22 protein-coding genes are annotated in these 23764 nt (G+C 56.7%); 5 read left to right on the top strand and 17 right to left on the bottom strand.

Annotated features, from left to right (window positions below):
* Positions 1–23 precede the first annotated feature (23 nt).
* The 10 genes from JQC75_RS06785 to JQC75_RS06740 form a co-directional block, all read right to left on the bottom strand.
* Positions 24–248: a hypothetical protein gene (locus JQC75_RS06785; RefSeq protein ID WP_203326671.1), complete on the bottom strand. Its 225-nt coding sequence runs from the start codon at positions 246–248 to the stop codon at positions 24–26.
* Between the two features lie 188 nt (positions 249–436).
* On the bottom strand, positions 437–1195 hold the full coding sequence (locus JQC75_RS06780) for an SDR family oxidoreductase (RefSeq protein WP_203326670.1): 759 nt from the start codon (positions 1193–1195) through the stop codon (positions 437–439).
* 9 nt (positions 1196–1204) lie between these two features.
* On the bottom strand, positions 1205–2110 hold the full coding sequence (mmsB, locus tag JQC75_RS06775; RefSeq protein WP_203326669.1) for a 3-hydroxyisobutyrate dehydrogenase: 906 nt from the start codon (positions 2108–2110) through the stop codon (positions 1205–1207).
* An 83-nt stretch (positions 2111–2193) separates the two neighbouring features.
* Positions 2194–3300: an enoyl-CoA hydratase/isomerase family protein gene (locus JQC75_RS06770; protein ID WP_203326668.1), complete on the bottom strand. Its 1107-nt coding sequence runs from the start codon at positions 3298–3300 to the stop codon at positions 2194–2196.
* Between the two features lie 38 nt (positions 3301–3338).
* On the bottom strand, positions 3339–4112 hold the full coding sequence (locus JQC75_RS06765) for an enoyl-CoA hydratase (protein WP_203326667.1): 774 nt from the start codon (positions 4110–4112) through the stop codon (positions 3339–3341).
* Positions 4113–4150: 38 nt separating this feature from the next.
* The gene (locus tag JQC75_RS06760) at positions 4151–5308 is read right to left on the bottom strand and encodes an acyl-CoA dehydrogenase family protein (RefSeq protein ID WP_203326666.1); all 1158 of its coding nucleotides are present in this window, start codon (positions 5306–5308) and stop codon (positions 4151–4153) included.
* Positions 5309–5416: 108 nt separating this feature from the next.
* Positions 5417–6910 carry a CoA-acylating methylmalonate-semialdehyde dehydrogenase gene (locus JQC75_RS06755; RefSeq protein WP_203326665.1) on the bottom strand — a complete coding sequence of 498 codons (1494 nt, stop codon included), beginning with the start codon at positions 6908–6910 and terminating at the stop codon, positions 5417–5419.
* Between the two features lie 115 nt (positions 6911–7025).
* On the bottom strand, positions 7026–8204 hold the full coding sequence (locus JQC75_RS06750; protein ID WP_203326664.1) for a thiolase family protein: 1179 nt from the start codon (positions 8202–8204) through the stop codon (positions 7026–7028).
* Positions 8205–8475: 271 nt separating this feature from the next.
* Positions 8476–9426, bottom strand: coding sequence for a homoserine O-acetyltransferase MetA (gene metA, locus JQC75_RS06745; protein ID WP_203326663.1), 951 nt, complete (start codon positions 9424–9426; stop codon positions 8476–8478).
* Positions 9427–9487: 61 nt separating this feature from the next.
* Positions 9488–9898: a YbaY family lipoprotein gene (locus JQC75_RS06740; RefSeq protein ID WP_203326662.1), complete on the bottom strand. Its 411-nt coding sequence runs from the start codon at positions 9896–9898 to the stop codon at positions 9488–9490.
* A gap of 121 nt (positions 9899–10019) precedes the next feature.
* Here JQC75_RS06740 and JQC75_RS06735 point away from each other — a divergent pair, with 121 nt between their 5' ends.
* Positions 10020–10760 (top strand): SDR family NAD(P)-dependent oxidoreductase, encoded by a 741-nt coding sequence (locus JQC75_RS06735; protein WP_203326661.1) that lies wholly within the window; start codon positions 10020–10022, stop codon positions 10758–10760.
* 86 nt (positions 10761–10846) lie between these two features.
* Here JQC75_RS06735 and ompW read toward each other — a convergent pair whose 3' ends face one another.
* The 5 genes from ompW to JQC75_RS06710 form a co-directional block, all read right to left on the bottom strand.
* Positions 10847–11527 carry an outer membrane protein OmpW gene (gene ompW / locus JQC75_RS06730; RefSeq protein ID WP_203326660.1) on the bottom strand — a complete coding sequence of 227 codons (681 nt, stop codon included), beginning with the start codon at positions 11525–11527 and terminating at the stop codon, positions 10847–10849.
* Between the two features lie 684 nt (positions 11528–12211).
* Positions 12212–12889, bottom strand: coding sequence for a nucleotidyltransferase family protein (locus JQC75_RS06725; protein WP_203326659.1), 678 nt, complete (start codon positions 12887–12889; stop codon positions 12212–12214).
* Positions 12890–12916: 27 nt separating this feature from the next.
* Entirely contained in the window at positions 12917–13324 is a 408-nt protein-coding gene (locus tag JQC75_RS06720; RefSeq protein WP_203326658.1) for a YbaY family lipoprotein, read from the bottom strand.
* Positions 13324–14193 (bottom strand): acyl-CoA thioesterase II, encoded by an 870-nt coding sequence (gene tesB, locus JQC75_RS06715; RefSeq protein ID WP_011759483.1) that lies wholly within the window; start codon positions 14191–14193, stop codon positions 13324–13326. Before tesB ends, JQC75_RS06720 begins: the two co-directional genes overlap by 1 nt.
* 65 nt (positions 14194–14258) lie before the next feature.
* On the bottom strand, positions 14259–15155 hold the full coding sequence (locus JQC75_RS06710; protein WP_203326657.1) for an SDR family NAD(P)-dependent oxidoreductase: 897 nt from the start codon (positions 15153–15155) through the stop codon (positions 14259–14261).
* A gap of 218 nt (positions 15156–15373) precedes the next feature.
* Here JQC75_RS06710 and JQC75_RS06705 point away from each other — a divergent pair, with 218 nt between their 5' ends.
* Positions 15374–16255, top strand: coding sequence for a 1,4-dihydroxy-2-naphthoate polyprenyltransferase (locus tag JQC75_RS06705; protein WP_203326656.1), 882 nt, complete (start codon positions 15374–15376; stop codon positions 16253–16255).
* Positions 16256–16343: 88 nt separating this feature from the next.
* Here the strand turns inward: JQC75_RS06705 and gndA are convergent, their stop codons facing one another.
* Both gndA and JQC75_RS06695 read right to left on the bottom strand, forming a co-directional pair.
* Positions 16344–17879 carry an NADP-dependent phosphogluconate dehydrogenase gene (gene gndA / locus JQC75_RS06700; RefSeq protein WP_203326655.1) on the bottom strand — a complete coding sequence of 512 codons (1536 nt, stop codon included), beginning with the start codon at positions 17877–17879 and terminating at the stop codon, positions 16344–16346.
* A gap of 174 nt (positions 17880–18053) precedes the next feature.
* The gene (locus tag JQC75_RS06695; protein WP_239002098.1) at positions 18054–19961 is read right to left on the bottom strand and encodes a propionyl-CoA synthetase; all 1908 of its coding nucleotides are present in this window, start codon (positions 19959–19961) and stop codon (positions 18054–18056) included.
* Between the two features lie 399 nt (positions 19962–20360).
* Here JQC75_RS06695 and JQC75_RS06690 point away from each other — a divergent pair, with 399 nt between their 5' ends.
* From JQC75_RS06690 to JQC75_RS06680, 3 genes are all read left to right on the top strand, one after another.
* Entirely contained in the window at positions 20361–20765 is a 405-nt protein-coding gene (locus JQC75_RS06690) for a MerR family transcriptional regulator (protein WP_203326653.1), read from the top strand.
* Between the two features lie 85 nt (positions 20766–20850).
* Positions 20851–22020 carry an isovaleryl-CoA dehydrogenase gene (locus JQC75_RS06685; RefSeq protein WP_203326652.1) on the top strand — a complete coding sequence of 390 codons (1170 nt, stop codon included), beginning with the start codon at positions 20851–20853 and terminating at the stop codon, positions 22018–22020.
* A gap of 131 nt (positions 22021–22151) precedes the next feature.
* Positions 22152–23759 (top strand): carboxyl transferase domain-containing protein, encoded by a 1608-nt coding sequence (locus JQC75_RS06680; protein WP_203326651.1) that lies wholly within the window; start codon positions 22152–22154, stop codon positions 23757–23759.
* The last annotated feature ends 5 nt before the right edge of the window (positions 23760–23764 follow it).

Raw genomic sequence — 23764 nt, 5'->3', positions numbered from 1 at the left:
AAGTCCTGTTTACAAAAGGCGGGTTAACGTCTGAATTTATTAATAAACCAGCCCACTACCGCATGCTGCTGCGTTGAGGGCAAGCCAAAAAACACACAAACCCAGGGCGATAACAGGATATACCAAGGGAGTGCCCGGGTGTCCTGTCCACTCAACAGCAGAAACAGAAAACCACCATAAATCACCACAACACCCGCGTAGCCTGTCCAGAGCATGAGTTTTTTTACAACGAGTTCCAAACGCGACATCCCGGGTCCTGCTAGGGCAAACGACTGACCAAGAGACGGCTTTCGTGTTGCTTTTAAAGAGAATTTAACGGCAATTTTTACTGCCGCATTGTTTAATCTGCGTCAGCTTCTGTCAACTTGATACACAAAATAAAGGGTGACAAATATTAACAGCCCCGACCAAATAGCGATGGCCGGGGCATTAAAGCTTAGAGCCTGATACCGCCGTCGATTTCAAACACACGGCCATTCACATAATCATTTTCCATGATAAAGCGAACGGTCGAGGCAATCTCTTCGGCATGCCCCAGGCGCCCTACAGGCACCATTTTCTCCAGACGTTCCAGAGCCTCTGGCTTCATGGCTGCGGTCATCTCGGTGGCAATCACCCCGGGCGCCACTGCAGCGGCGCGGATGTTAAAGCGGGCCAACTCTTTAGCCCAACCCACCGCCATGGTGGCCACGCCAGCCTTGGACGCCGCGTAGTTGGTTTGGCCCATGTTGCCGGCACGGGCCAGACTGGAGATATTGACTATCACCCCGCCCTCACCCGACTCAATCATGGCAGCAGCGGCTTCACGGCCACACAGGAAGGTGCCTGTCAGGTTCACGTTGATAACCGACTGGAACTGCGCGAGCGACATACGATCGCTCACCACGCCGTCCTTGGCCTTAACCAGAAGACCATCGCGCAGAATACCGGCGTTGTTCACCAGACCATGGATAACGCCGAAATCTTCGAGGATGTAACGAAACCCGGCGACCACATCTTCTTCGTCTGTGATGTCCAGTGCGTAGCCCTGCACCTCGGTGGCGTCACCGATATCGGCACAGGCACGCTCAAGACGCTCCTGATCCACGTCAATCAGCGCCAGTTTGGCGCCATGGGCGGCAAGATCCTTGGCCATGGCCAGACCCAAACCACCGGCGCCGCCGGTAATGACTATTACCTTATCCTTCAATTCCATTGTGATTCCTTAGGCCTTATCGCCTTTGGCAAAATGTTCAAAAATACTGGAGAAGTCCCTTGAGCCATTTCCGGCGCGGGCATGGGACACATACAGACTGCGAGCCAGTGCGCCCATGGGGGTGCTGGACTGACTGCCGAGGGCAGCTTCCTGTGACAATCCCAAATCCTTCACCATCAGGTCGACCATAAAGCCGCCCTGATAACCCTTGGAAGAGGGCACATTATCCATCACACCCGGGCAGGGATTGTACTTTTCCAGGGTCCAGTTACCGCCACTGGATACCTTCATAATGTCTGACAACACCTTGGGGTCGAGCCCATGGTCAATCCCCAGTGACAGCGCCTCGCTGGTGCCCACCATGAGTACAGACAAGAGCATGTTGTTGCAAATTTTAGCAACCTGACCGGCTCCCGGGCCACCGGCATGGAAAATGTTCACACCCATATTGGCCAGTACGGTACGCGCCTTCTCAAAGGCCGCATCAGTGCCGCCACAGATAAAGGTCAGGGTACCGGCAGCAGCGCCGGCAGTACCGCCGGACACAGGTGCATCAATAAATTCCAGGCCCTTGGCCGCGGCGGCTTCGGCCACGGCGCGCGCACTCTGGGCATCAATGGTGGAGCAGTCTATCAAGAGACAACCTGCTTTCACCACCTCAATCAGGCCTTTGGCAGTATCAGTGCCTAAATAGAGACCGCGCACATGCTTACCGGCGGGTAGCATACTCACCACAAAGTCCGCATCGGCGGCAATGGCCTGCGCCGTGTCGCCACTGCCTGCACCCTGGGCCTTGAGTGACTCAACCGCAGTTGGGTTAAGATCAAATACGGACACACTGTGTCCCGCCTTCAGCAGATTGGCCGCCATAGGGCCACCCATGTTGCCAAGGCCAATAAACGCTATCTTCGCCATGATGTCGCTCCTTGCCAAGCCCGGTGGGCCGGGCCGTAAATCGGATAAGCCCGGGATTTACCGGGCTGTGAATAGGGTATTCCTCAGAGGTCCTGCAGCGGATGCTGCTCGCCCTGCCAGGGTGAACTCAAAAGGCTGCCAATTACCTCGGCGGGTACCGAGGCCACATCGGCATACTGCCATATTGGATTTCTGTCTTTATCGATAAGCAGGGCCCGCACCCCTTCGACAAAATCGCCATGGGCGCAGCAATTGACGCTGACGCCAAGCTCCCAGCGGAAGCAATCGTTCAGCGACAGCTCTTCACCTATGATGGCCTGATGCCATACCAGATGGGCACTGAGCGGGCTGCCGGCCAGCAGGGTGTCGCGGGCTCTGAGCAGGGATTTGTGGCTGTCGTCCGGCAGTGCTTTGAAACGCTCAATCACAGTCTCCAGAGAGCCACTGCAAAGCTCACAGATAAGCTCAGCATTGTCCTTAAGGAAGCTCGGCTGCTCAGGCATGGTTCTGGTGCCGAGCACATCACTCAGACGCTGATGATTGGCTTCGCTGTTGTCATCCCAGGCCACCTCGGCCAGGGCATCAAGCAGCGGCTCCTTATCATCACTTTCCAGTAAGAAGTTGGCCGTACCCGCATACAGAGCATCGGCACCATTCATTTGAAACGCGGTTAACCCCAGGAACACGCCTGTCTTTTCCGGCATATGGGCCAAAAAGAAGGTGCCACCCACATCGGGATACAAACCAATGGTGATTTCCGGCATGGCAATGCGGGAGCGCTCGGTGGCAATACGGTGGCTGGCACCGGCCATCAGCCCCAAACCGCCGCCCATCACTATGCCATCGCCCCACACCATAAATGGCTTGCCGAATTCGTGGATAAAGTAATCGAGACGATATTCTTCCTCGAAAAAGGTTTTTGCCAGGGTCTCTGTGCTGCCGGGGGCCTCTTTACTGGCCTGATACAGGGCACGCACATCGCCACCGGCACAAAAGGCTTTATCACCTGCGCCATCGAGCATCACCATGGCAATGTCGTCATCGGCTTGCCAGGCTTTCAGTTGGGCGGTCAGTGCCCGCACCATGTCCAAATCCAGGGCGTTGAGCGCGGCCTCCACATTGAGGGTGGCCACACCTATCTGTTTGCCCGAGGCGGTGCCCAGGGTTTGAAATACAACTTTCTGTGTCATGCTCACTCCTTGCTTGCTGTCTTATCCAAGGCAAGGCCTCAGCGGTTTTTCCACTGGGCGGCACGCTTCTCGAGGAAGGAATTCACGCCTTCTGCCTGATCTTCGGTATCAAAAAGACCGACAAAAAGCTCACGCTCCAAAGGCAGTGCCTGAGTGCGCGGCATGGTGCGGCCACTCTGGATAAGCTGTTTGCACACGGCCACGGCAGACGGGCTCTGTTTGGCAACCTTGGCGGCAAGGGCAATGGCGGCACTCAGGGACTCGCCCTTCTCCACCACTTCTTCCACCAGCCCAAGATTCAGTGCCTTGGTGGCATCGATACGCTCACCACAGAGGATCATGCGCTTGGCCCAGCCCTCGCCCACCAGGGCGGTCAGGTTTTGGGTGCCACCGGCGCAGGGCAAGAGACCCACGGTGGCTTCCGGCAGTGCCATCACCGCCTGAATTTCGGCGATACGGATATCGCAGGCCAGCGCCACTTCAAGGCCTCCGCCCATGGCATAGCCATTGATGGCGGCGATGGACACGCCACGGAAGGCGCTCAAGGTTTCAAAGGCTTCACCGAAGGCCTTGGCCATGGTGGCAGCATTGCCCTTGTCGCCGTCGGCAAAGAGCTTCAGGTCGGCGCCGGCGGAAAAGAACTTCTCCCCTTCCCCGGTCAGTACCAGCGCGTAAATCTCTTTGTTGTCATTCAGCTCGAGTACCTTTTCCTTCAGCTCATTCAGGCTCTCACGGGTCCAGGTATTGGCCGGTGGATTGCTGATGGTGAGGATGGCGGTATTGCCTTCAATACGTTCAATCAAAAATGCCATGGCTGTTATTCCTTTTCTGTCGAAGTCTGACGTCCAAATCAGAGGATGTCGTTGGCGTTTTCGTCCAGCAGACGACGGGAAATGATGAGACGCATGATCTCGTTGGTGCCTTCCAGGATCTGGTGTACCCGCACGTCGCGGAAATGACGCTCCAGCGGGTATTCGCGGATATAACCATAGCCACCGTGGATTTGCAGTGCGGCGTCGCACACAGCAAAGCCGATGTCGGTGGCAAAGCGTTTGGCCATGGCGCAGTACGCCGTGGCTTCCGGGTCCTGGTTGTCCAGTTTAAAGGCGGCCAGGCGCACCATCTGACGCGCTGCCACCAGCTCGGTAGCCATGTCGGCGAGCTTGAACTGCAGCGCCTGGAAGGCCGCCAGTGGCTTGCCAAACTGCTTGCGCTCGTTCATGTAGGCGATTGAGCGCTCCAGGGCCGCCTGTGCGGTACCCACAGAGCAGGTGGCGATATTGATACGGCCGCCATCGAGGCCCTTCATGGCGAAGGTAAAGCCCTGACCTTCTTCACCCAGCAGGTTTTGCACCGGCACACGCACGTTTTCAAAGGTGATAAGGCGGGTTGGCTGGGCGTTCCAGCCCATCTTGTCTTCTGCCTTGCCGTAAATGACGCCTTCGGCGTCGGCGGGAATGGCAATGGCCGAAATGCCCTTGGGACCGGCTTCGCCTGTGCGGCACATCACCACCAGAAGTTCAGTGGCGCCGGCGCCTGAAATAAACATCTTACTGCCGTTAATGACATACTCGTCGCCTTCACGCACAGCCTTGCTGGTGAGGGATGCGGCATCACTGCCGGCACCTGGCTCGGTCAGGCAGTATGAGGCCAGCTTGGCACCTGTGGTCAGGGCCTCGGACCATTCGGCGCGCAGCGCCTCCGTACCCCAGGTGGTCACCATCCAGGTGGCCATGTTGTGAATGGTCAGCATGGCGGTGGTGGCGGTACAGCCCTTGGAGAGCTCTTCAAAAATAATCGAGCTGTCCAGGCGCGACAGGCCCATGCCGCCTTCTAATTCAGGGGAATAGAGTGAACAAAAGCCCAGCTCACCGGCCTTTTGAATGACATCTTTGGGGAAGTGATGCTCTTCGTCCCACTTGGCGGCAAAGGGGGCCAGTTCATCGGCGGCAAACTGGCGGGCAAGTTCGGCGAACTGACGTTGATCTTCGTTGAAATTGAAATCCATCTTGACTGCTCCCGTGACTCTGGGGTCACTTCATGTGATGGCCGGCATAACGCCGGCCTTGAAGGTGGTATGTTTTACGGCCTCGCCAGGTTAAGCACCCGAGAGTGATTAACGCAGGGCGATGGTCATGTTGGGACCATGGGGGATATCGTCTTCAAACCAGCGACAGGTAATGGTCTTGGTTTCGGTGAAGAAACGGATAGCCTGCTTGCCGTAGGCGTGCTGGTCGCCGTAGAAACTGCCCTTCCAACCGGTAAAGGAGAAGAACGGCAGAGGTACCGGGATAGGTACGTTAATACCCACCTGACCCACTTCAATTTCGTGCTGATATTTACGGGCGGCAGCGCCGCTGGCGGTAAAGATGGAGGTGCCGTTGCCGTAGGGCGACTTGTTCACCAGCTCAATGGCGTCTTCCAGTTCATCCACTTCCATACAGCAGAGGACTGGGCCAAAGATTTCTTCCTTGTAGATGCTCATGTCGGTGGTGACCTTGTCGAACATGGTCGGGCCAACCCAGTTGCCTGACTCATAGCCGGGCACAGTAAAGTCGGAGCCATCCAGCAGACACTCGGCGCCTTCGGCCCTGCCCTGCTCAATGAGCTTGAGTACACGGGCCTTGGCAGCTGGGCTGATAAGCGGGCCGTAACCGGCGTCTTTATCATCCCACAGACCCGGACGCACCTTGGCCAGCGCCTCTTTCAGCTCTGGGATCCACTCTTTGGCGGCGCCCACAAACACGGCCACTGAAATCGCCATACAACGCTGACCGGCAGCGCCAACAGAGGCACCCACCAGGTTGTTGATTACCTGCTGCTTGTTGGCATCGGGCATGATCACACAGTGGTTTTTGGCGCCGGCAAACGCCTGCACCCGCTTTAGGTTGTCAGTGCCAGTCTTGTACACGTACTGGCCCACACCCACAGAGCCCACAAAGGAAATGGCCTTGATGTCCGGATGGGTCAGCAGAATGTCCACGGCGCTCTTGTCGCCGTGCACCAGCTGCAGCACGCCCTTGGGGGCACCGGCCTGTTCAAACAGCTCGGCCAGACGCAGCGGCGTCATGGGGTCCTGCTCGGAGGGCTTGAGCACAAAGGTGTTACCACAGGCCACAGCCAGGGGGAACATCCACAGCGGGATCATCGCCGGGAAGTTGAATGGGGTAATACCGGCGCACACGCCCAGGGGCTGGGTGTAAGAATAGGTATCGATTTTGCGGGCCACGTTCTCAACGGTTTCGCCCATCAGCAGGGAAGCGATATTACAAGCATGCTCGGCCACTTCGATGCCGCGCCACACATCACCCTTGGCGTCTTCAAAGGTTTTACCGGTTTCCTTGGCCAGAATGGTCGCCAGCTCATCGTGGTGCTCTTTGAGCAGCGCCTGATAACGCAGCATTACCCGGGCGCGCTCGGATACAGGCACTTCTTTCCAGCTTTGGAAAGCGGCCTTGGCACTGGCAATGGCGCCGTGCACTTCCTCGTCACTGGCACAACGCACTTCGGCGATGGGTTGGTTGTTGGCCGGGTTGGTCACCGTAATGATGCGCTCACCCTGTCCTGTGGTGAACTCACCGTCGATGTAGTGCTTAACTTGTGTGATCATATCGCTTCCTTTTGAGGGTCAGAGGTGGCGGCGCAGCCTTGTAGGTATTGTGTATGGCCGCGCCCGCGTCTCCTGTCGAGTGTCTTGTTGATTGCAGCTTGCCGTGTCCTGGCAATTAAACTTCGATGGCCATTGCAGTGGCTTCACCGCCGCCGATGCACAGTGAAGCAACACCGCGCTTGAGGCCGCGAGCCTTGAGCGCATGGATGAGGGTCACCAGCACACGGGCACCTGAACAGCCGATGGGGTGACCGAGGGCGCAGGCGCCGCCGTTCACGTTAACCCTGGCCGCATCCAGCTTAAGCTCGCTGATGGCCAGCATGGTCACCATGGCAAAGGCTTCATTGATTTCAAAGAGATCTACCTCGTCCTTGCTCCAGCCCACGTTGGAGAGCAGCTTCTGCATGGCACCCACAGGGGCTGTGGTAAACATGGCAGGTTCCTGAGCATGGGTAGTGTGGCCCTTGATGGTGGCGAGCACCTTAAGGCCCAGAGCATCAGCCTGCTCCCGGCTCATCAGCATCAGCGCAGCCGCGCCGTCGGAAATGGATGATGAATTGGCGGCAGTGATGGTGCCGTCTTTGGCAAAGGCCGGACGCAGCGCAGGAATTTTTTCGGGGCGGGCGTTACCCGGCTGCTCGTCAACTTTCACTTCCACATCGCCTTTGCGGCTGGACACGGTCACAGGCACGATTTCCGCTTCGAAAGCGCCGGAGTTGATGGCGGCGTTGGCTTTTTCCAGTGAGCTTAAGGCAAAGGCGTCCATGGACTCGCGGGTCAGGCCGAAGTCATTGGCGGTTTTCTGGGCGAAGGTGCCCATGGCGCCGCCGGTGTAGGCATCTTCAAGGCCGTCGAGGAACATATGGTCAAGCACCTTGCCGTGGCCCATGCGCATGCCGCCACGGGCTTTGTCCAGCAGGTATGGGGCCTGGCTCATGCTTTCCATGCCGCCGGCAATCACCACATTGGCGCTGCCTGCTTTAATGAGGTCATGGGCCAGCATAACGGTTTTCATGCCTGAGCCGCACACCTTGTTGACGGTGGTCGCACCCACAGACAGCGGCAGACCGGCTCCCAGGGCGGCCTGACGGGCAGGCGCCTGGCCAAGGCCTGCTGGCAGCACGCAGCCCATCAGGAGTTCGTCAACCCTGGCGCCATCCAGGCCTGTGTCATCCAGCAGAGCCTTGACTGCGGTCGCAGCCAACTTGGGTGATGGCACCTCAGACAGGCTACCCTGAAAACCACCCATGGCAGTGCGTTTTGCCGCAACAATGACGATATCCGATACGCTCATTTCTCACTCCAATTGCTTGTCGTGCCCTATGCCAAAACAACGGGCAAATGTGATTGCTGTCGCAGTTTGCGACCCGATGCATTGAATGTGACGTTTACGCGAACGTAAAGCAAGTAGAAATTGGTCTAACAAGCCGCATTTTCTGGCCAAGGCTTGTCACTCTGGATTTACAGTGGCGGGAACCGGGATGGACACAGGCTCCAAGGCGGATTGCCAGTGCCTGCGCACAAAATAAAAAGGCCGCAGAGTCGCGGCCATTTCATATTGACTTTCAGGATGTTGAGCTGCCTTCCCAGGGAGTGATGGCACTCATATCGGACAGATCGTAAGGGGTCAACTGGTACACATAATAGTTAAGCCAGTTACTGACGAGCAGGCTCCCATGGCTGTGCCAGCGCGCCACCGGTGCCTGGGCAGGGTCATCGTTTCTGAAGTAATTTTTGGGGATTTCTGGGTCAATACCGGCGGCCAGATCCCGATGATATTCGTCACTCAGGGTGGATTTTTGATACTCGGGATGACCAATAACAAACAGGTTACGGCTGTTTCGACTGAGCACCAGATAGGCTCCGGCCTCGTCAGACTCCGCCAGCACCTGCAAAGCCGGATGGGCATGGATGTGCGCCACGGGAATTTCGGCATAACGTGAGTGAGGGGCAAAAAACTCTTCATCGAAACCCCGCAGCAGCGGATGGTGATCGCAGCTGCGACTGTGCACAAATACCCCGGAGCGTTTGGTCTTGAGCAGTTCGCGCTTGAGGCCGTAAAGATGGTAAAGCCCGGCGTGGGCAGCCCAACACAAAAACAGCACCGAGGTCACATGGCTTTGAGACCAGTCGATGATCTCGCGGATGTGATCCCAATAGGTCACCTCTTCAAAATCGAGCTGCCCCAGGGGCGCTCCCGTGATAATGAGGCCGTCATAATTTTTATGACGCACATCCTCAAAGTCCCGGTAAAAGGTATTCATGTGGTCGAGCGAGGTGTGGCGCGACTCCTTGTCGTGGATGCGCAGCAAGTCCACATCCACCTGCAAGGGCGTATTGCCAAGGAGCCTCAGCAGCTGGGTCTCTGTTTCTATCTTGTTTGGCATCAGATTGAGGATAAGCACCTTCATCGGACGTATGTCCTGATGGGCCGCCCGGGTTTCTGACATCACAAAGATATTTTCTGCCGACAGTATCTCTGCCGCTGGCAGATTGTCGGGGATTTTTACCGGCATACTGCGCCTCTCCCTTGATTAACTCCGGGGCGATGGCGGTAAGTATCACGCTTACCCCGGCTCAACGCCCCACACTGTCCAGCCTCACCGACATGCCGGTAGGCTGTGTGAAATCCACTCTGTAACTTTGGGTATTGATAAACAGCAGCTTATCGCCCTGGGTGATACGTGCGCCCACCGCATAGGTGTGGCCCTGTTTAAAGGTGTCCGGCTTAAAGCGCAGCGCAAAGTCCTTGGGCACAGCGGTGACAGGCACCTTGAACTCCCCCAGTACCTCGGCCGCCACATCCATACGGGAAACGTCCCGCACCTGAACCGTCAACACCGCATCAACAGGCAGTGCGATGCGCTCTCTGAACCAGACACTGCCACTTATCTCCACATCGTCGGCACTGCTGGCACAACCACCCAGTCCAACCGCCCCCACCAATGCCGCCATCGGCAGGGCAACACTCAATAGCCATTTCTTCATGGTGATATTCTCCTAAATCATACATAAAGACTTCTGGATGTCTATACATCCGAGTTTGAATCTTGTTCAGCTTGGGGTTTCACCCTATCATGGTAGCCCTGTACTTTTGCTGAATATCCTTATGACTCAAGCAACTGCAATAATTGTGGGCGCCAGCTCACACCTTGGCCGCGAATTGGTGACCCAGCTCACACAGGAAGGCACCCGAGTGGGGCTCCTGGTGCCCGAGCCCGAACTGATGACTGAATTTATCCAGTCTCTGGGCGGCGATATTCAGGTTGAAGCCTTACCCATCACAGACCCCGACGGCGCCATGGCAGCCTTCGAAAGCCTGTGGCAACGCATGGGGGGGGCACATCTGGTGTTAGTGAATACCGGCCTCAATAGCTATCACCCCGACCTGCCCTGGCAAATTGAAGCCGACATCATCAAGGTTAACGTGCAGGGCTTCGCACTGATTTGCAATACGGCGTTCAGATTACTGCGCCAGCAAGGCTATGGGCAACTGGCAGCCATCAACTCCATTGCCGGGCAGCGCGGCGGCCCAGCCGTCGCGTACCATGCCTCCAAGGCCTTTGCGCAGAATTATCTCGAAGGCTTATCGATGCATGCCCAGCGGCTGAAGTTGCCCATCACCATTACCGATCTGCAACTGGGGCTGCTGGACAAGGCAGCCATGCAGCAGAGCCGCTTTTGGTTGCAGCCACTGCCCAAAGTGGCCGCCCAAATATTACGGGCGCTGAAAAAAGGTAAACGCCGGGCTTACATTACCCGCCGCTGGGCGTTGGTGGCCTGGCTTATACGCATACTGCCGGAATACATCTACAACACCCGCCACTGGAAGAAAAAAGGCAAACATTAATACTGTTACCACATGAGTAATACGTATAAAAAAGGCGCCCAGTGGGCGCCTTTCTTCATCCAAGGTTTGGCAGGGAAGGGACAACCTTAGAACTTGTAACCCACACTCACCATGTATACCCATGGGTCGATATCTGACTCAATGGTAACTGCTGCAGTCTGACTATTATCAACTCCATAGTGGTAATTGAACTTCACATCGGTGCTGATATCGGCGTACCACACAGAGGCGTTAAGCAGCCAGTTTTTGTTGAAGCTGTAGTCAAAACCTACCTGTGCGGCCCAACCCACTGAAGTGGACAGACTCAGATCCGTCAGCTTACCGCCCAGATCATTGGTGAATTCGTTATCGAAGAAGTTGGTGTAGTTCACACCCACACCCACATAAGGACGGAAGGCAGAATTGGCATTGCCAAAGTAGTATTGGGCAACCAGAGTCGGTGGCAGGTGCTTTGTTTCAGCAATCTTGCCCACGCCTGCAAGTGAAACGTCATGGCTGAATGGGGTAGCTGCAAGGAGTTCAATGGCCCAGTTGTCGGTCAGCATATAGCCAAAGTTCAGACCCAATTGGGTATTGCTGCTCACCTGCAGTTGGCCCAGATTTCCCAGGTCCGGAGTAACAACATCTTGAGTGGACTCATTGGGGGCAACAACCACGGCGCCGGCACGTACGATAATATCGCCTGCCTGGTGAGCCAGAGCAGAGGCAGAAACAACAGACAGAAGGGAGGCAGCAATCAGACCGGACAGATAGGATTTCTTCATCATTTACTCCATTAACCACGTGGGCTTTGTTATTTTCTGTTACGTCCGTAACAATTGAGGCCTAGCCTGCCAGAGCAATCCGTTAACTTTCTTGATCCAAATCAACACCGCCTCGCGATACCCACTTTGAGGTAACAGCAGCGAGACCAAGCTCACGCTTTTGGCGCATTTTGTCTTGTGGCTCAGCAAGATTGTGTTGCCATCGTCACAGGGCTTTCAGAGAAATAAGCCTGGTCAAGCCAAGGTGAATTCAACTGGGTAAAACCACTCGACGATGATGAAAAGCCTCAAAGCCTGGTGTTGAGTTGGGGGAAAGCCTGATGGAGCAAGCCAGGAGTTTGCCATCCGTTTTTGCGGACAATTCATCGATTGAACTGAGTGTGCGAGGCAAATCGCCAGAATGAGAAAAAGCTAACGAGCAGAAAAGCGTGAGAAAGCCTGACTAAGGGCCAGCTAGAGAATCCTGCAACGGAGCAGGCACTGGCGCTATGTTTCCTGAGAGGAGAATGCCGGGCCGGTTTATGGCTTAGGGAAGGTGCGAATAAGTCCCGTGCTTGCTCTGCGTGAGCTTAACGTGGATAGATGCAAGGCACAGTTTGCGGCGAATGGCCCGAGTCCTTCGCAAGAACTGTAACGCAGCAGATGCCGCTGTAAGCCACGCCCTGCGGGAGCAACACCATTTCGGCGTTATTCAACTTCAGCAGAACGGCGGGGGCGCCCAGCCATGCCCTCAGTTGAATGCCTTGAACTGTCGCTGCTATCAAAGCCAGAGCTGTGCGACGACTTGTTCGCACCTTCCTTAGCCAGTTGCAGTTTAGGGTAACGCTCAAGCCAGCCTTTTGAGCCGATGCGCTGTAAAAACACATCAAGGGGCCGACGCGGAGATGGCGTGAGTTTCAGGGCAAAAAGGGAGTCCAGCCCCCAGGCTGACTCAATATGCAACTCGTCGTTATGGGTCAACCTGACGCCAACAGCGGTTTCCTGCTCCGGCCAGGCGGCCATGGCATCCACCAGGCCCTGGTACGGGGCATCGCCGTGGCGCAGGTGCATGCGGCGCTGATCTTTCACTTCCCAGGGGATACCTGTGAGTCTCTTGCCGAGCGCCTCGGTAAGCAATGCCTCCAATGCGCGCTCCCCTGTTCCCCAGTAAATCAGGTCCACATCGGCAAGCTGAGAGGTCTCAATACCGTGGAGGCAGTCCCACACCCGCTGGCGCACAAAACCTGCGGCCAGCAGATACTGGTCAATACCGGCCCTGGTCATCACTTCCCGCGCCGCTTCCATGCAGGCCATTGCTGCCGCATCGTCTCTGAGCAGGGCCGCCAATCTCGCGGATAAATCCGCACTTGGTGTACTAAGTGACACGGCCCTGGCCTGTGATGACATGGATAACTATCTGCCAACAGGTTTCATCACCACTTCTGTGGTGAACTTGTTGTTATTTATCACAGGGAATCTGTCGTAGGTCTGAAAAATCACCTGATTGTTGTGCTTGATAAGCGCAACCACACCGTAGTTAACCCTGGGATCTATGGATTCCGACGGCAAGATGAACTTAAAGGGCACTGGCGCACGCACCACATTAAAGGTTTTCTGGGCGATGATAACGCCGGGGGTGTCCAAATCGATAACCGCAATGGTGATGGCGCTGTTTGGCGGCAGCACCACAGACTCCAGATAACCCGCCGCGCCATTAATGATGATGGGTTTAGGCTCCTCAACCGTGACACAGGCGCTCAGGGCTCCCAGCACACACAGGGCGGCCAGGGCCCTGGCCGCTTTGGCAAATTTACTCAACATCAGTTGCTGTCCTTCTTCATGCGCATCAATCCTTCCTGGGTCGCCGATGCCACCAGCTCACCCCGGCGATTGAAAAAATGTCCTTTTACAAAACCACGACCACCGCTAGCATTGGGGCTATCGATACTGTATAGCAGCCAATCATTCATATCCAAGGGTCGATGGAACCACATGGCGTGGTCTATGGTGGCCATCCGCATGCCCGGTGTTAAAAACGACACCCCGTGTGGCTGGGCGGCCGTCACCAAAAAGTTGAAATCAGAGGCATAGGCCAGCAAGGCATCGTGCACGTGGCTGTCGCCTTCCACCTTGCCATTGGCACGCAGCCAAACATGACGCACCGGCTCCCGGGAGCGAGGTGCCACAGGGCTGACAGGGTCGACAATGCGCATCTCGATGGGCGCATCGGCCATAAACTTTTCCAGCATTTTTTCGGGGATCTTGTCCCTTAAGGTCACCGCCAACTCCTGTTGGTTGAGCAGTCCCTCCGGGCCAGGCACGTCCGGCATGCTTATCTGATGTGAAAAACCCTCTTCCTCTCCCTGGAAGGAACAGGTCATGTAGAAAATCGGCCGGCCTTTCTGCACGGCCTTTACCCGACGGGCGCTGAAAGAGCCGCCGTCGCGCATGATTTCCACGTCATACACTATGGGAAGGGATTCATCCCCTGCGCGCAAAAAGTAACTGTGAAGTGAATGGACCTTGCGTGTTGGCTCTACGGTTTCACGGGCGGCACTCAGGGCCTGGCCCATCACCTGGCCGCCAAAGACATGACCAAATCCCAGGTCCTGGCTCTGACCACGATAAAGTCCAATCTCCAGGGTTTCGAGTGTCAGCAGTGACAATAGATCGTTCAATACCTGACTCATGTTATCTCTCTGATTTAAGGTCAATTGCCAAGAGAGTAACAAAAAGCGCCATACTCTGGCGAGTCTCAGTCGAGTCGTATGCCCTGCTCGTGGGCGGCACGTTTGGCAAAGGCGAAGATCTGATCTTCACCGTTGGCGTGTTTTTGGATGGGCCAAGCGTTGTCGATATCTGCCCAATGGGCAGCAATCACTTCGGGGGTGCGCAGCTCAGATTCGAAATAACAATACCTGTGCTCGGCAATGCAAAGTTCGCTGACACTGCCGCCGCCGGCGAGCAGATGACGCCCACCCGGCGCCTGTCCACTCAGTAAAAACAACATGGCAGCGGTCACTATTTCCTTTGAGAACAGAGACTTGACCTGAGGTGCCAAATGGGCATCTGTCATGGCGGTGTGGGCAAGGGGGCAGAGGCTGTTTACCATCACATTGCGGGCAAGCCCTTCGGCGGCCAAACCATTCACCAGGCCGATGAGAGCCATCTTAGCGCAGGCGAAGGCACTTTGATGCAGGTCGCCATAGAGCCCACTGACGCCGGTAGACATTACGATACGGCCATAGCCCCTGTTCATCATCCCAGGCCAGAGCGCGTGTGTCAGGGCTATGCTGCCCAGTAAATCCACCTGCAGCTGGCGGCGAATGTCCGTGATTGACTGATGCTCAAAACTGCTGTGGGTGTGAACCCCGGCGTTATTGATAAGCAAATCCACACCAGACCCGGCGGCCGCAAACTCCGCCGCCCAGGCCTCAATGGCATCGGGACTCCCCACATCGACCGACCAGTAGCGGTAAGATGCCCCCGTTGTTTCCAGCGCTTGAAGCAGGCTTTGTACTTCGGTGGCCTCCAGCGGCATGCAATCCATCAGCATGACCTTGGCACCACGTTCGGCCAGGGCCAGCGCATAGGCGCGGCCCAACCCGGATGCGGCACCGGATATCAGAGCAGACTGGTTATCGAATCGCATCTCGCTTTCCTTAGGCGCAAAAAAATCAAACAGCCGATTAAATAAAGCACAGCGTTCTTGGTAAAACTTTGACCTTGACGGCAAATTTGCCCGATGGCCCCGGCGCCTGTGTGCGCCTTGTCCCAGTCTGCTAAATGCGTGTTTTCGATTGTGCTAACTTTCAACGAAATTCTTGTTATCCTATGGGCTGCAATCGTTTTTATCTTTTAAAGGCCCCCATGAATCCCTGGATCCTTGCCATCAGACCCCGCACCCTGCCAGCGGCTATCGGCCCTCTCCTGGTGGGAAATACCCTCGCGCTTGGCCTTGAAAGCTTCAGCGTTACCATTGCCATCGCCTCGATGATCTGTGCCTTGCTGTTGCAGATTGCCGTAAATCTGGCCAATGACTATTTTGATTTCAAAAGCGGCGTGGATACCCAGGAACGTTTGGGACCGGTGCGGGTAACCCAAAGCGGCCTGATAGCTCCGGCCAGGGTAAAAGCAGCCATGATAGCCTCGCTGCTCGCGGCGCTGACCGTTGGCTCTGTGCTGATTTGGCACGGCGGCTGGCCCATTGCCGTACTCGCGGCCGCCTCCATTTTGGGTGCCCTCTGTTACAGTGGGGGTCCTTATCCCCTCGCTTCCCATGGCCTCGGTGAAGTAGCCGCCTTCGTGTTTTTCGGCCTGGTGGCCGTAGTGGGCAGCTTTTATCTGCAGGCAGGCGTCACCTCGGTGGACGCCTGGATCTTGGGCGCAGCCATAGGTCTTTTTAACGCCGCCATCATGTTGGTGAACAACACCCGGGATATCAGTACCGACACCAAGGCCGGTAAACGCACCCTGGCAGTACGCATAGGTGAAGCCCAGTCACGGGTACTCTACCAGGCGCTGGTTTACCTGCCCTTTGGCCTGATTATCGGCAGTTTTCTGATGGGTATTTTGCCGGGCTGGCCGGTATTGCTCTCTGGCTTGTCACTGGTGATTGCCAGACGCCTGTCGCGGGAATTCAGCGAAATCAGCGGCGGCGCTTTGAACCCGCTGCTTGGCCGCACTGCCCGGCTGACGCTGGTATTCAGCGTGCTCTTTTCTGTGGGGTTGCTCATTCCGGTGCAGGCCTGATTGCCCCAATTGTGTCCGGCGTAAAAATCAGCCCCAAGGCATAAAAAAGGCTTCCCTCGGGAAGCCTTTTTGTTTATCGATTCTGTGCTCAGAGCTTGTGTAACTCACGGGCCGGACTGCTCCAGTTGAGGTGATACTTTTCACCCGCTGGCGTATCGATACGCTCAAAACTGTGGGCCCCAAAGTAGTCACGCTGGCCCTGCAGCAAGTTGGCCGGCAGGGTTTCACGGCGATAACCATCGTAGTACGCGAGCGCCGAGGTGATGCAAGGAGCAGGCACACCGGCGAGAACCGCTTTGGACACCAAACGGCGCCAGGATTGCTGCGCCTCACTCAGGGCCTCGGCAAAGCTTTTCGCCATCAGCAGATTGGCGAGTTTGGGCTCGGCCTCAAAGGCATCTGTGATGGACTGCAGGAAGGTGGCACGGATAATACAGCCAGCACGCCAAATGCGGGCGATGGCGGCAAAGTCCAGCTCCCATCCCTGCTCATCGGCATTCATGGCCATCAGCTGAAAGCCCTGGGCATAACAGCAGATTTTGGCGCAAAAGAGCGCCTGCTCCAGCTCATCGATAAAGCTTGTCGCCTCTATGTCTTGCAGTGGCAGAGCGCCTTCAAGACGGCCAGCCAGCTCAATACGAAGCGCCTTTTGGTTCGACAGCGCACGGGCGTATACGGCCTCGGCAATGGTCGGCGCCGGGGTGCCTATTTGCAGGCTGCTGACCGCAGTCCACAGACCCGTGCCCTTCTGACCGGCCTTATCCAGAATCATTTCCACCAGCGGCTTGCCGGTAAGCGGATCTGTCTGGCGCAGCACTTCGGCGCTTATGCCCATCAGGTAGCTATTGAGCTTGCCACGGTTCCAGCGTTCAAAAATAGTGGCTATGTCCACCGCAGACAGCCCCAGCACATCTGAAAGTAACTGATACGCCTCGCAAATCAGCTGCATATCGGCGTATTCGATGCCGTTGTGCACCATCTTCACATAGTGGCCACTGCCGGCAGGGCCGATATAAGCGGTGCAGGGTTCGCCTTCGAGCACCGGATTACCCGGCTCGAAACGCTCAATGGGCAAACCTGTGGCGTTGTCCACCTTGGCGGCAATGGCGCGCCAGATAGGGGCAACACTGTCCCAGGCTTCTTTTTTGCCTGACGGCATCAGTGAAGGGCCGAAACGAGCCCCCACTTCGCCGCCGGATACGGCAGAGGAGAAAAACACAAACTTGCCGGCGTACTCCTGCTCACGCTTGACCGTGTCGGTCCACAGGCTGTTACCGGTATCGATAACAATGTCGTCCGGCTTGATGCCGGCATCGATAAGCGCCGAGCAAACGCCGTCTACAGGTGCGCCGGCCGGTACCGACAGCAGTAAAAGTCTGGGAGAGCTCAGTGCACAGAGCATGGACTTGAGGCTGTCCACACCTGTCAGCTCTGTGGCCTTGCTGTGGGCAGGTTTGGCGGCAACTTCAGCCTGCGATTGACTGATGGCGGCACGCACCTTGCCACCGTCGAGGTCAAAGGCGGCAACCCGATAGCCGTTGTCTGCGATATTGAGGGCAAGGTTTTTGCCCATGACACCCAGGCCGATAACCCCGATGTCGTGTAATTGGGTGTGGTTTTGCATGGTTTTATTCCACGGGTACAGAAAGAGCCAAATTTCGCGGCGGATTATAGCGATTTTGGTAACTGAATTACAGCAAGGTAAGAAAATGCATAGGATTGCAATGTAAAACTGTTGCAAAATGACGGCCTTAGCCCAGAAAAAAGCCCCCGCAATGCGGGGGCTTAATATCGGGAATTACACCCTGGCGTCACCATAGCCCATTCGGGTCAGGGTGTTGCGCACCAGCTCCAGTGTCGCCGGATCCTCAATGGTCGCAGGCACACTGTATTCCTGATTGTCGGCAATCTTGCGCATGGTGGCACGCAGGATTTTGCCTGAGCGGGTCTTGGGCAATTTGGGAATGGCACTCACCAGCTTAAAGGCCGCCACCGGGCCTATTTCGCTGCGCACCAGGGCAATCAGCTCTTTATTGAGCTGCTCATCGGTGATATCCACGCCGTTCTTGAGCACCACCAATCCCAGCGGCACCTGCCCCTTTAGCTTATCCTCCACGCCAATCACAGCCGCTTCGGCAACCGCCGGATGCTGACAGAGCACCTCTTCAAACCGGCCGGTGGACAGGCGATGACCGGCCACATTAATCACATCGTCGATGCGGCTCATGATGTACAGGTAGCCGTCTTCATCCATGTACCCCGCATCACCCGTAAGATAACAATCCGGATACATGGAGAGGTAACTGTCGATGTAGCGCCTGTCGTTTTGCCACAGGGTCGGCAGTGTGCCCGGAGGCAATGGCAGGCGAATAACCACGTTGCCGTATTCACCGGCGCCCACGCTGTTACCGGCCTCATCCACCACATCCACCTGATAACCGGGCACGGGGCGTGCCGGAGAGCCTGGCTTGATGGGCATTTGCGCGATACCCATTAAGTTGGACGCCACCGGCCAACCGGTTTCGGTTTGCCACCAGTGGTCAATTACAGGCTTTCCAAGCATCTCCTGGGCCCACAGCAGGGTATCGGGATCGCAGCGCTCCCCGGCCAGGAACATCTGTTTCAGGCAATCGAGGTTGGTGTTGCGGCAGAAAAAGCCTTCGGGGTCTTCCCGCTTGATGGCGCGAATGGCGGTAGGCGCGGTAAAAAAGCTCTTCACACCATACTTTTTAATGGTGCGCCAGAACGCACCGGCATCCGGGGTTCCCACGGGTTTACCTTCGTAAAGCACAGAGGTTGCACCGGCAATCAGCGGCCCGTACACGATGTAAGAGTGACCCACAACCCAACCCACGTCTGAGGCGGCCCAGAAGGTATCGCCGGGCTCTATGTCGTAGAGGTAGCGCATCGACCAGGCCAGCGCCACCGCATGGCCGCCATTGTCCCGCACCACACCCTTGGGTTGGCCGGTTGTGCCAGAGGTATAGAGTACATAAAGCGGATCGGTCGCCTTGACCGGTACCCAGTCGGCATCCGGCGCGCTGGCCACAGACTGCTGCCAGTCAAGATCCCGTCCTGGTGTCATCCCGGCTTCATACTGAGGGCGCTGTAAAATCAGACACTTGCTGACTTTATGGCTCGCCTGAGCCAGGGCGGCATCCAGCAGCGGCTTATAGGCCACCACACCCGACGGCTCTACCCCACAGGACGCTGAAAGCACCATCACCGGCTTGGCATCATTGATTCGACTGGCAAGCTCATTGGCAGCAAAGCCACCAAACACCACCGAATGAATCGCGCCGATGCGGGCACAGGCGAGCATGGCATAGGCCGTTTCGGGCACCATGGGCATGTAAATCACCACCCGGTCTCCCTTGTTCACGCCCTGTGACTTGAGTAAACCCGCCAAGCGCTTCACCTGCGCCAAACATTCTTCGTAGCTGATGGAATATTCGGTGTCTGTCACCGGGCTGACATAGTGGAATGCCGTCTGACTGCCCCGCCCTGCGGCCACCTGACGGTCGAGGGCGTTATAGCAGGTATTGATTTCACCGTCTGTGTACCAGCGGTACAGGGGTGCCTGTGACGAATCCAGAATGGTCTCCGGCGCCTTGTGCCAGTCCACCAATGCAGCGGCCTTTCGCCAGTATTGCTCAGGGTTGTCCCTGGCTTCCTGGCGCAGCGCCTCAGCAGGATCCGCTGGCATCTTTGTGCTTGTGCTTATTGTTGTCATTGTAATGGTCCTCCGGGGTGGAGTGGCGACATCTGCGCCGGTAAGGTCCCTTCCTTATCTTCGGCATTATTGCGCGGAGTCGCCCTGCCCCCCATTAGACAAAAGCCTAGGAGGGTTTGCGTGTGAGCATGAAAAACACGGCCATCACGGCGGGAGCCACGGGTAAGTCATGAGATTGAATGATTGAGATGAACGGATGCCCCGGCCCTGAAGAACACGCGAGTCCCTTGAAAACACCACCCGGCAGGGCTGTAAGCTAAGCCTGACACTGGTCACCATGAAAATGCCTTTGCCACGCGCACTCCAACTTTACCTTTACGTAAACTTCATATATCTTGCATCCAATTGAAACAAGAAAAATCCGGTGTCGAGATGAGTTCAACCAACAGTGCGCAAACCAGCTATTCAATCAGTGACTTGTCGAAAGAATTCGACATTACCACCCGCTCTATCCGCTTCTATGAGGATCAGGGGCTGCTCAAGCCCAAGCGGCGTGGCCAGACACGTATCTACAGCCTGAAAGACAGGGTTCGCTTAAAGCTTATCCTGCGTGGCAAGCGCCTCGGGTTTTCGTTGGCGGAAACCCGCCGTTTGTTTGAGCTTTACGATGCCGACAAAACCAGCGTAACCCAGCTCAATACCATGCTGGCGCTGATTGAAGAGAAAAAAGCCGCGCTGCAACAGCAGATGGACGACATCAAGGTGGTATTGATGGAACTCACCAGCGCCGAGGCCCAGTGCCGTGGTGCACTCGAAGGTCAATCCAAGAGTTCCTGAAGATTACGCCAGCGCCCAGACTGAATAAAGACCGACACAATAATAAAGATAACAAGACAACAAGCAGATTTAAGGACACAAGCACATGAGCCACCTGTACTCTACTCTCAACTTCGGACTCGGTGAAGACGTGGATATGCTGCGGGACGCAGTATACGAATTTGCCAAGGGTGAAATTGCGCCGCTGGCCGAAAAGGTTGACCGCGACAACGCTTTCCCCAACGAGCTGTGGGCAAAATTCGGCGACATGGGCCTGCTGGGCGTCACCGTGGCCGAAGAATACGGCGGCGTGAACATGGGTTACCTCGCCCACGTGGTAGCCATGGAAGAAATCAGCCGCGCCTCGGCCTCCATTGGCCTCTCCTACGGCGCCCATTCCAACCTGTGCGTCAACCAAATCTATCGCAACGGCAACGAGGCTCAGCGCGCCAAATACCTGCCCAAGCTCGTCAGTGGTGAGCACATAGGCGCCCTGGCCATGAGCGAGCCCAACGCCGGCTCCGACGTGGTGTCCATGAAGCTGCATGCCCGCAAGGAAGGCGACCGCTATATCCTCAATGGCAACAAGATGTGGATCACCAATGGCCCCGACGCCCACACCTATGTGATTTACGCCAAAACAGACCTCGACAAGGGCCCACACGGCATCACCGCCTTTATCGTTGAGCGCGGCTTCAAGGGTTTCTCCCAGGCGCAGAAGCTCGATAAGCTCGGCATGCGCGGCTCCAACACCTGTGAGCTGGTATTTGAAGACTGTGAAGTACCCGAAGAAAACATCCTGGGCGGCCTCAACAACGGCGTGAAGGTGCTGATGAGTGGTCTGGATTACGAGCGCGTGGTGCTCTCCGGCGGCCCACTTGGGATCATGACCGCCTGTATGGATATCGTCGTACCCTACATCCACGAGCGGGTGCAGTTCGGTAAATCCATTGGTGAGTTCCAACTGGTTCAGGGCAAGCTTGCCGACATGTACACCGGCATGAACGCGGCCAAATCCTACGTGTACAACGTGGCCCGCGCCTGCGACCGCGGCGAAACCACCCGTAAAGATGCCGCCGGTGTCATCCTCTATGCCGCCGAATTGGCCACCAAGATGGCGCTGGATGCGATTCAGCTCCTCGGTGGTAACGGCTACGTGAATGAATACGCCACCGGCCGCCTGCTGCGGGACGCCAAACTGTATGAAATCGGCGCCGGCACATCGGAAATCCGCCGCATGCTGATTGGCCGCGAGCTCTTTAACGAGACTAAATAACTCTGTCTTATAAATCAGGCCGCTAAGCCAAGTAGATAAGCCCAACTCTTCACATCCCATTCCCCGGCGAAGTGCCGGGGTATAAGGACACAGCGGCAGGCAACAGGCCTGCCCCTTGGAGGACACAAGACGTGACTCAACTTACCTCCCGCGTGAATCCACGCAGCGACGAATTCAAACAAAAACACGATGCCATGGCGGCCCTGGTGGCTGACCTCAAAGACAAGCTCGCCCATATCGAGCAAGGCGGCGGCCCGGTTGCCATGGAGCGCCACTTATCCCGTGGCAAGCTCGCCCCCCGCGCCCGGGTGGAAAAACTGCTGGACCCCGGCTCGCCCTTTCTGGAGCTGAGCCAGTTTGCGGCCTTCGAGGTGTACGATGAAGACGTACCGGCGGCGGGCATCATTGCCGGTATCGGCCGGGTCAGCGGCGTCGAGTGCATGATTATCGCCAACGATGCCACGGTAAAGGGCGGCACCTACTACCCGATCACGGTGAAAAAGCACCTGCGCGCCCAGGCCATTGCCGAGCGCTGCCACCTGCCCTGCATCTATCTGGTGGACTCGGGCGGCGCCAACCTGCCCCGTCAGGATGAAGTGTTCCCCGACCGCGACCACTTCGGCCGCATCTTTTTCAATCAGGCACGCATGTCCGCCAAGGGCATTCCGCAAATCGCGGTGGTGATGGGCCTGTGTACCGCAGGCGGCGCCTACGTGCCTGCCATGGCGGACGAATCCATTATCGTGCGTGAGCAGGGCACCATCTTTTTGGCAGGCCCACCACTGGTGAAAGCTGCCACCGGCGAAGAAGTCAGCGCCGAGGAGCTTGGCGGCGGCGACGTGCACACCAAAATCAGCGGCGTAGCCGACCACCTGGCGCAAAACGATGAACATGCGCTGGAGCTCGCCCGCAAGGCGGTATCCCGCCTTAACCGTCAAAAGCAGGTTGAGCTGCAACTCGCGAAAGTCAAACCGCCCAAGTACGACATCAACGAACTTTACGGCATCGTCGGTACCGACCTGAAAAAGCCCTTCGATGTGAAAGAAGTGATTGCCCGTATCGTGGATGACTCCGACTTTGACGAGTTCAAGGCCAACTACGGCGCCACCCTGGTGTGCGGCTTTGCCCGTATCCACGGCTATCCGGTGGGCATAGTGGCCAACAACGGCATTCTGTTCTCAGAGTCGGCCCAGAAAGGCGCCCACTTCATTGAGCTGTGCTGCCAGCGCAAGATTCCACTGGTGTTTTTGCAAAACATCACCGGCTTTATGGTGGGTAAAAAATACGAACACGAAGGCATTGCCAAGCACGGCGCCAAGATGGTGACCGCGGTGTCCTGCGCCACTGTGCCCAAGTTCACCGTGCTGATTGGCGGCAGCTACGGCGCCGGTAACTACGGCATGTGCGGCCGCGCCTTTGAGCCTACCCTGATGTGGATGTGGCCCAATGCCCGCATTTCGGTGATGGGCGGCGAGCAGGCCGCTGGCGTGCTGGCCACTGTGCGTAAAGATGGCCTCGCCCGTAAAGGCGAAACCATGAGCGCCGAAGAAGAAGCCAAATTCAAGGCCCCCATCATCGCCCAGTACGACAAAGAGGGTCATCCGTACCATGCCAGCGCCCGCCTGTGGGACGACGGCATTATCGACCCGGCGCAAACCCGTGACGTACTGGGGCTGGCCATTTCCGCCGCCCTCAACGCCCCCATCGAAGAGACCCGCTTCGGCGTGTTCCGCATGTAAGGAGA

The sequence above is a fragment of the Shewanella litorisediminis genome (genome assembly GCF_016834455.1).
Lineage (GTDB): Bacteria > Pseudomonadota > Gammaproteobacteria > Enterobacterales > Shewanellaceae > Shewanella > Shewanella litorisediminis.
The sequence above is the reverse complement of the archived record's forward strand: the minus strand, read 5'-3'. Positions and strand labels throughout refer to the sequence as shown.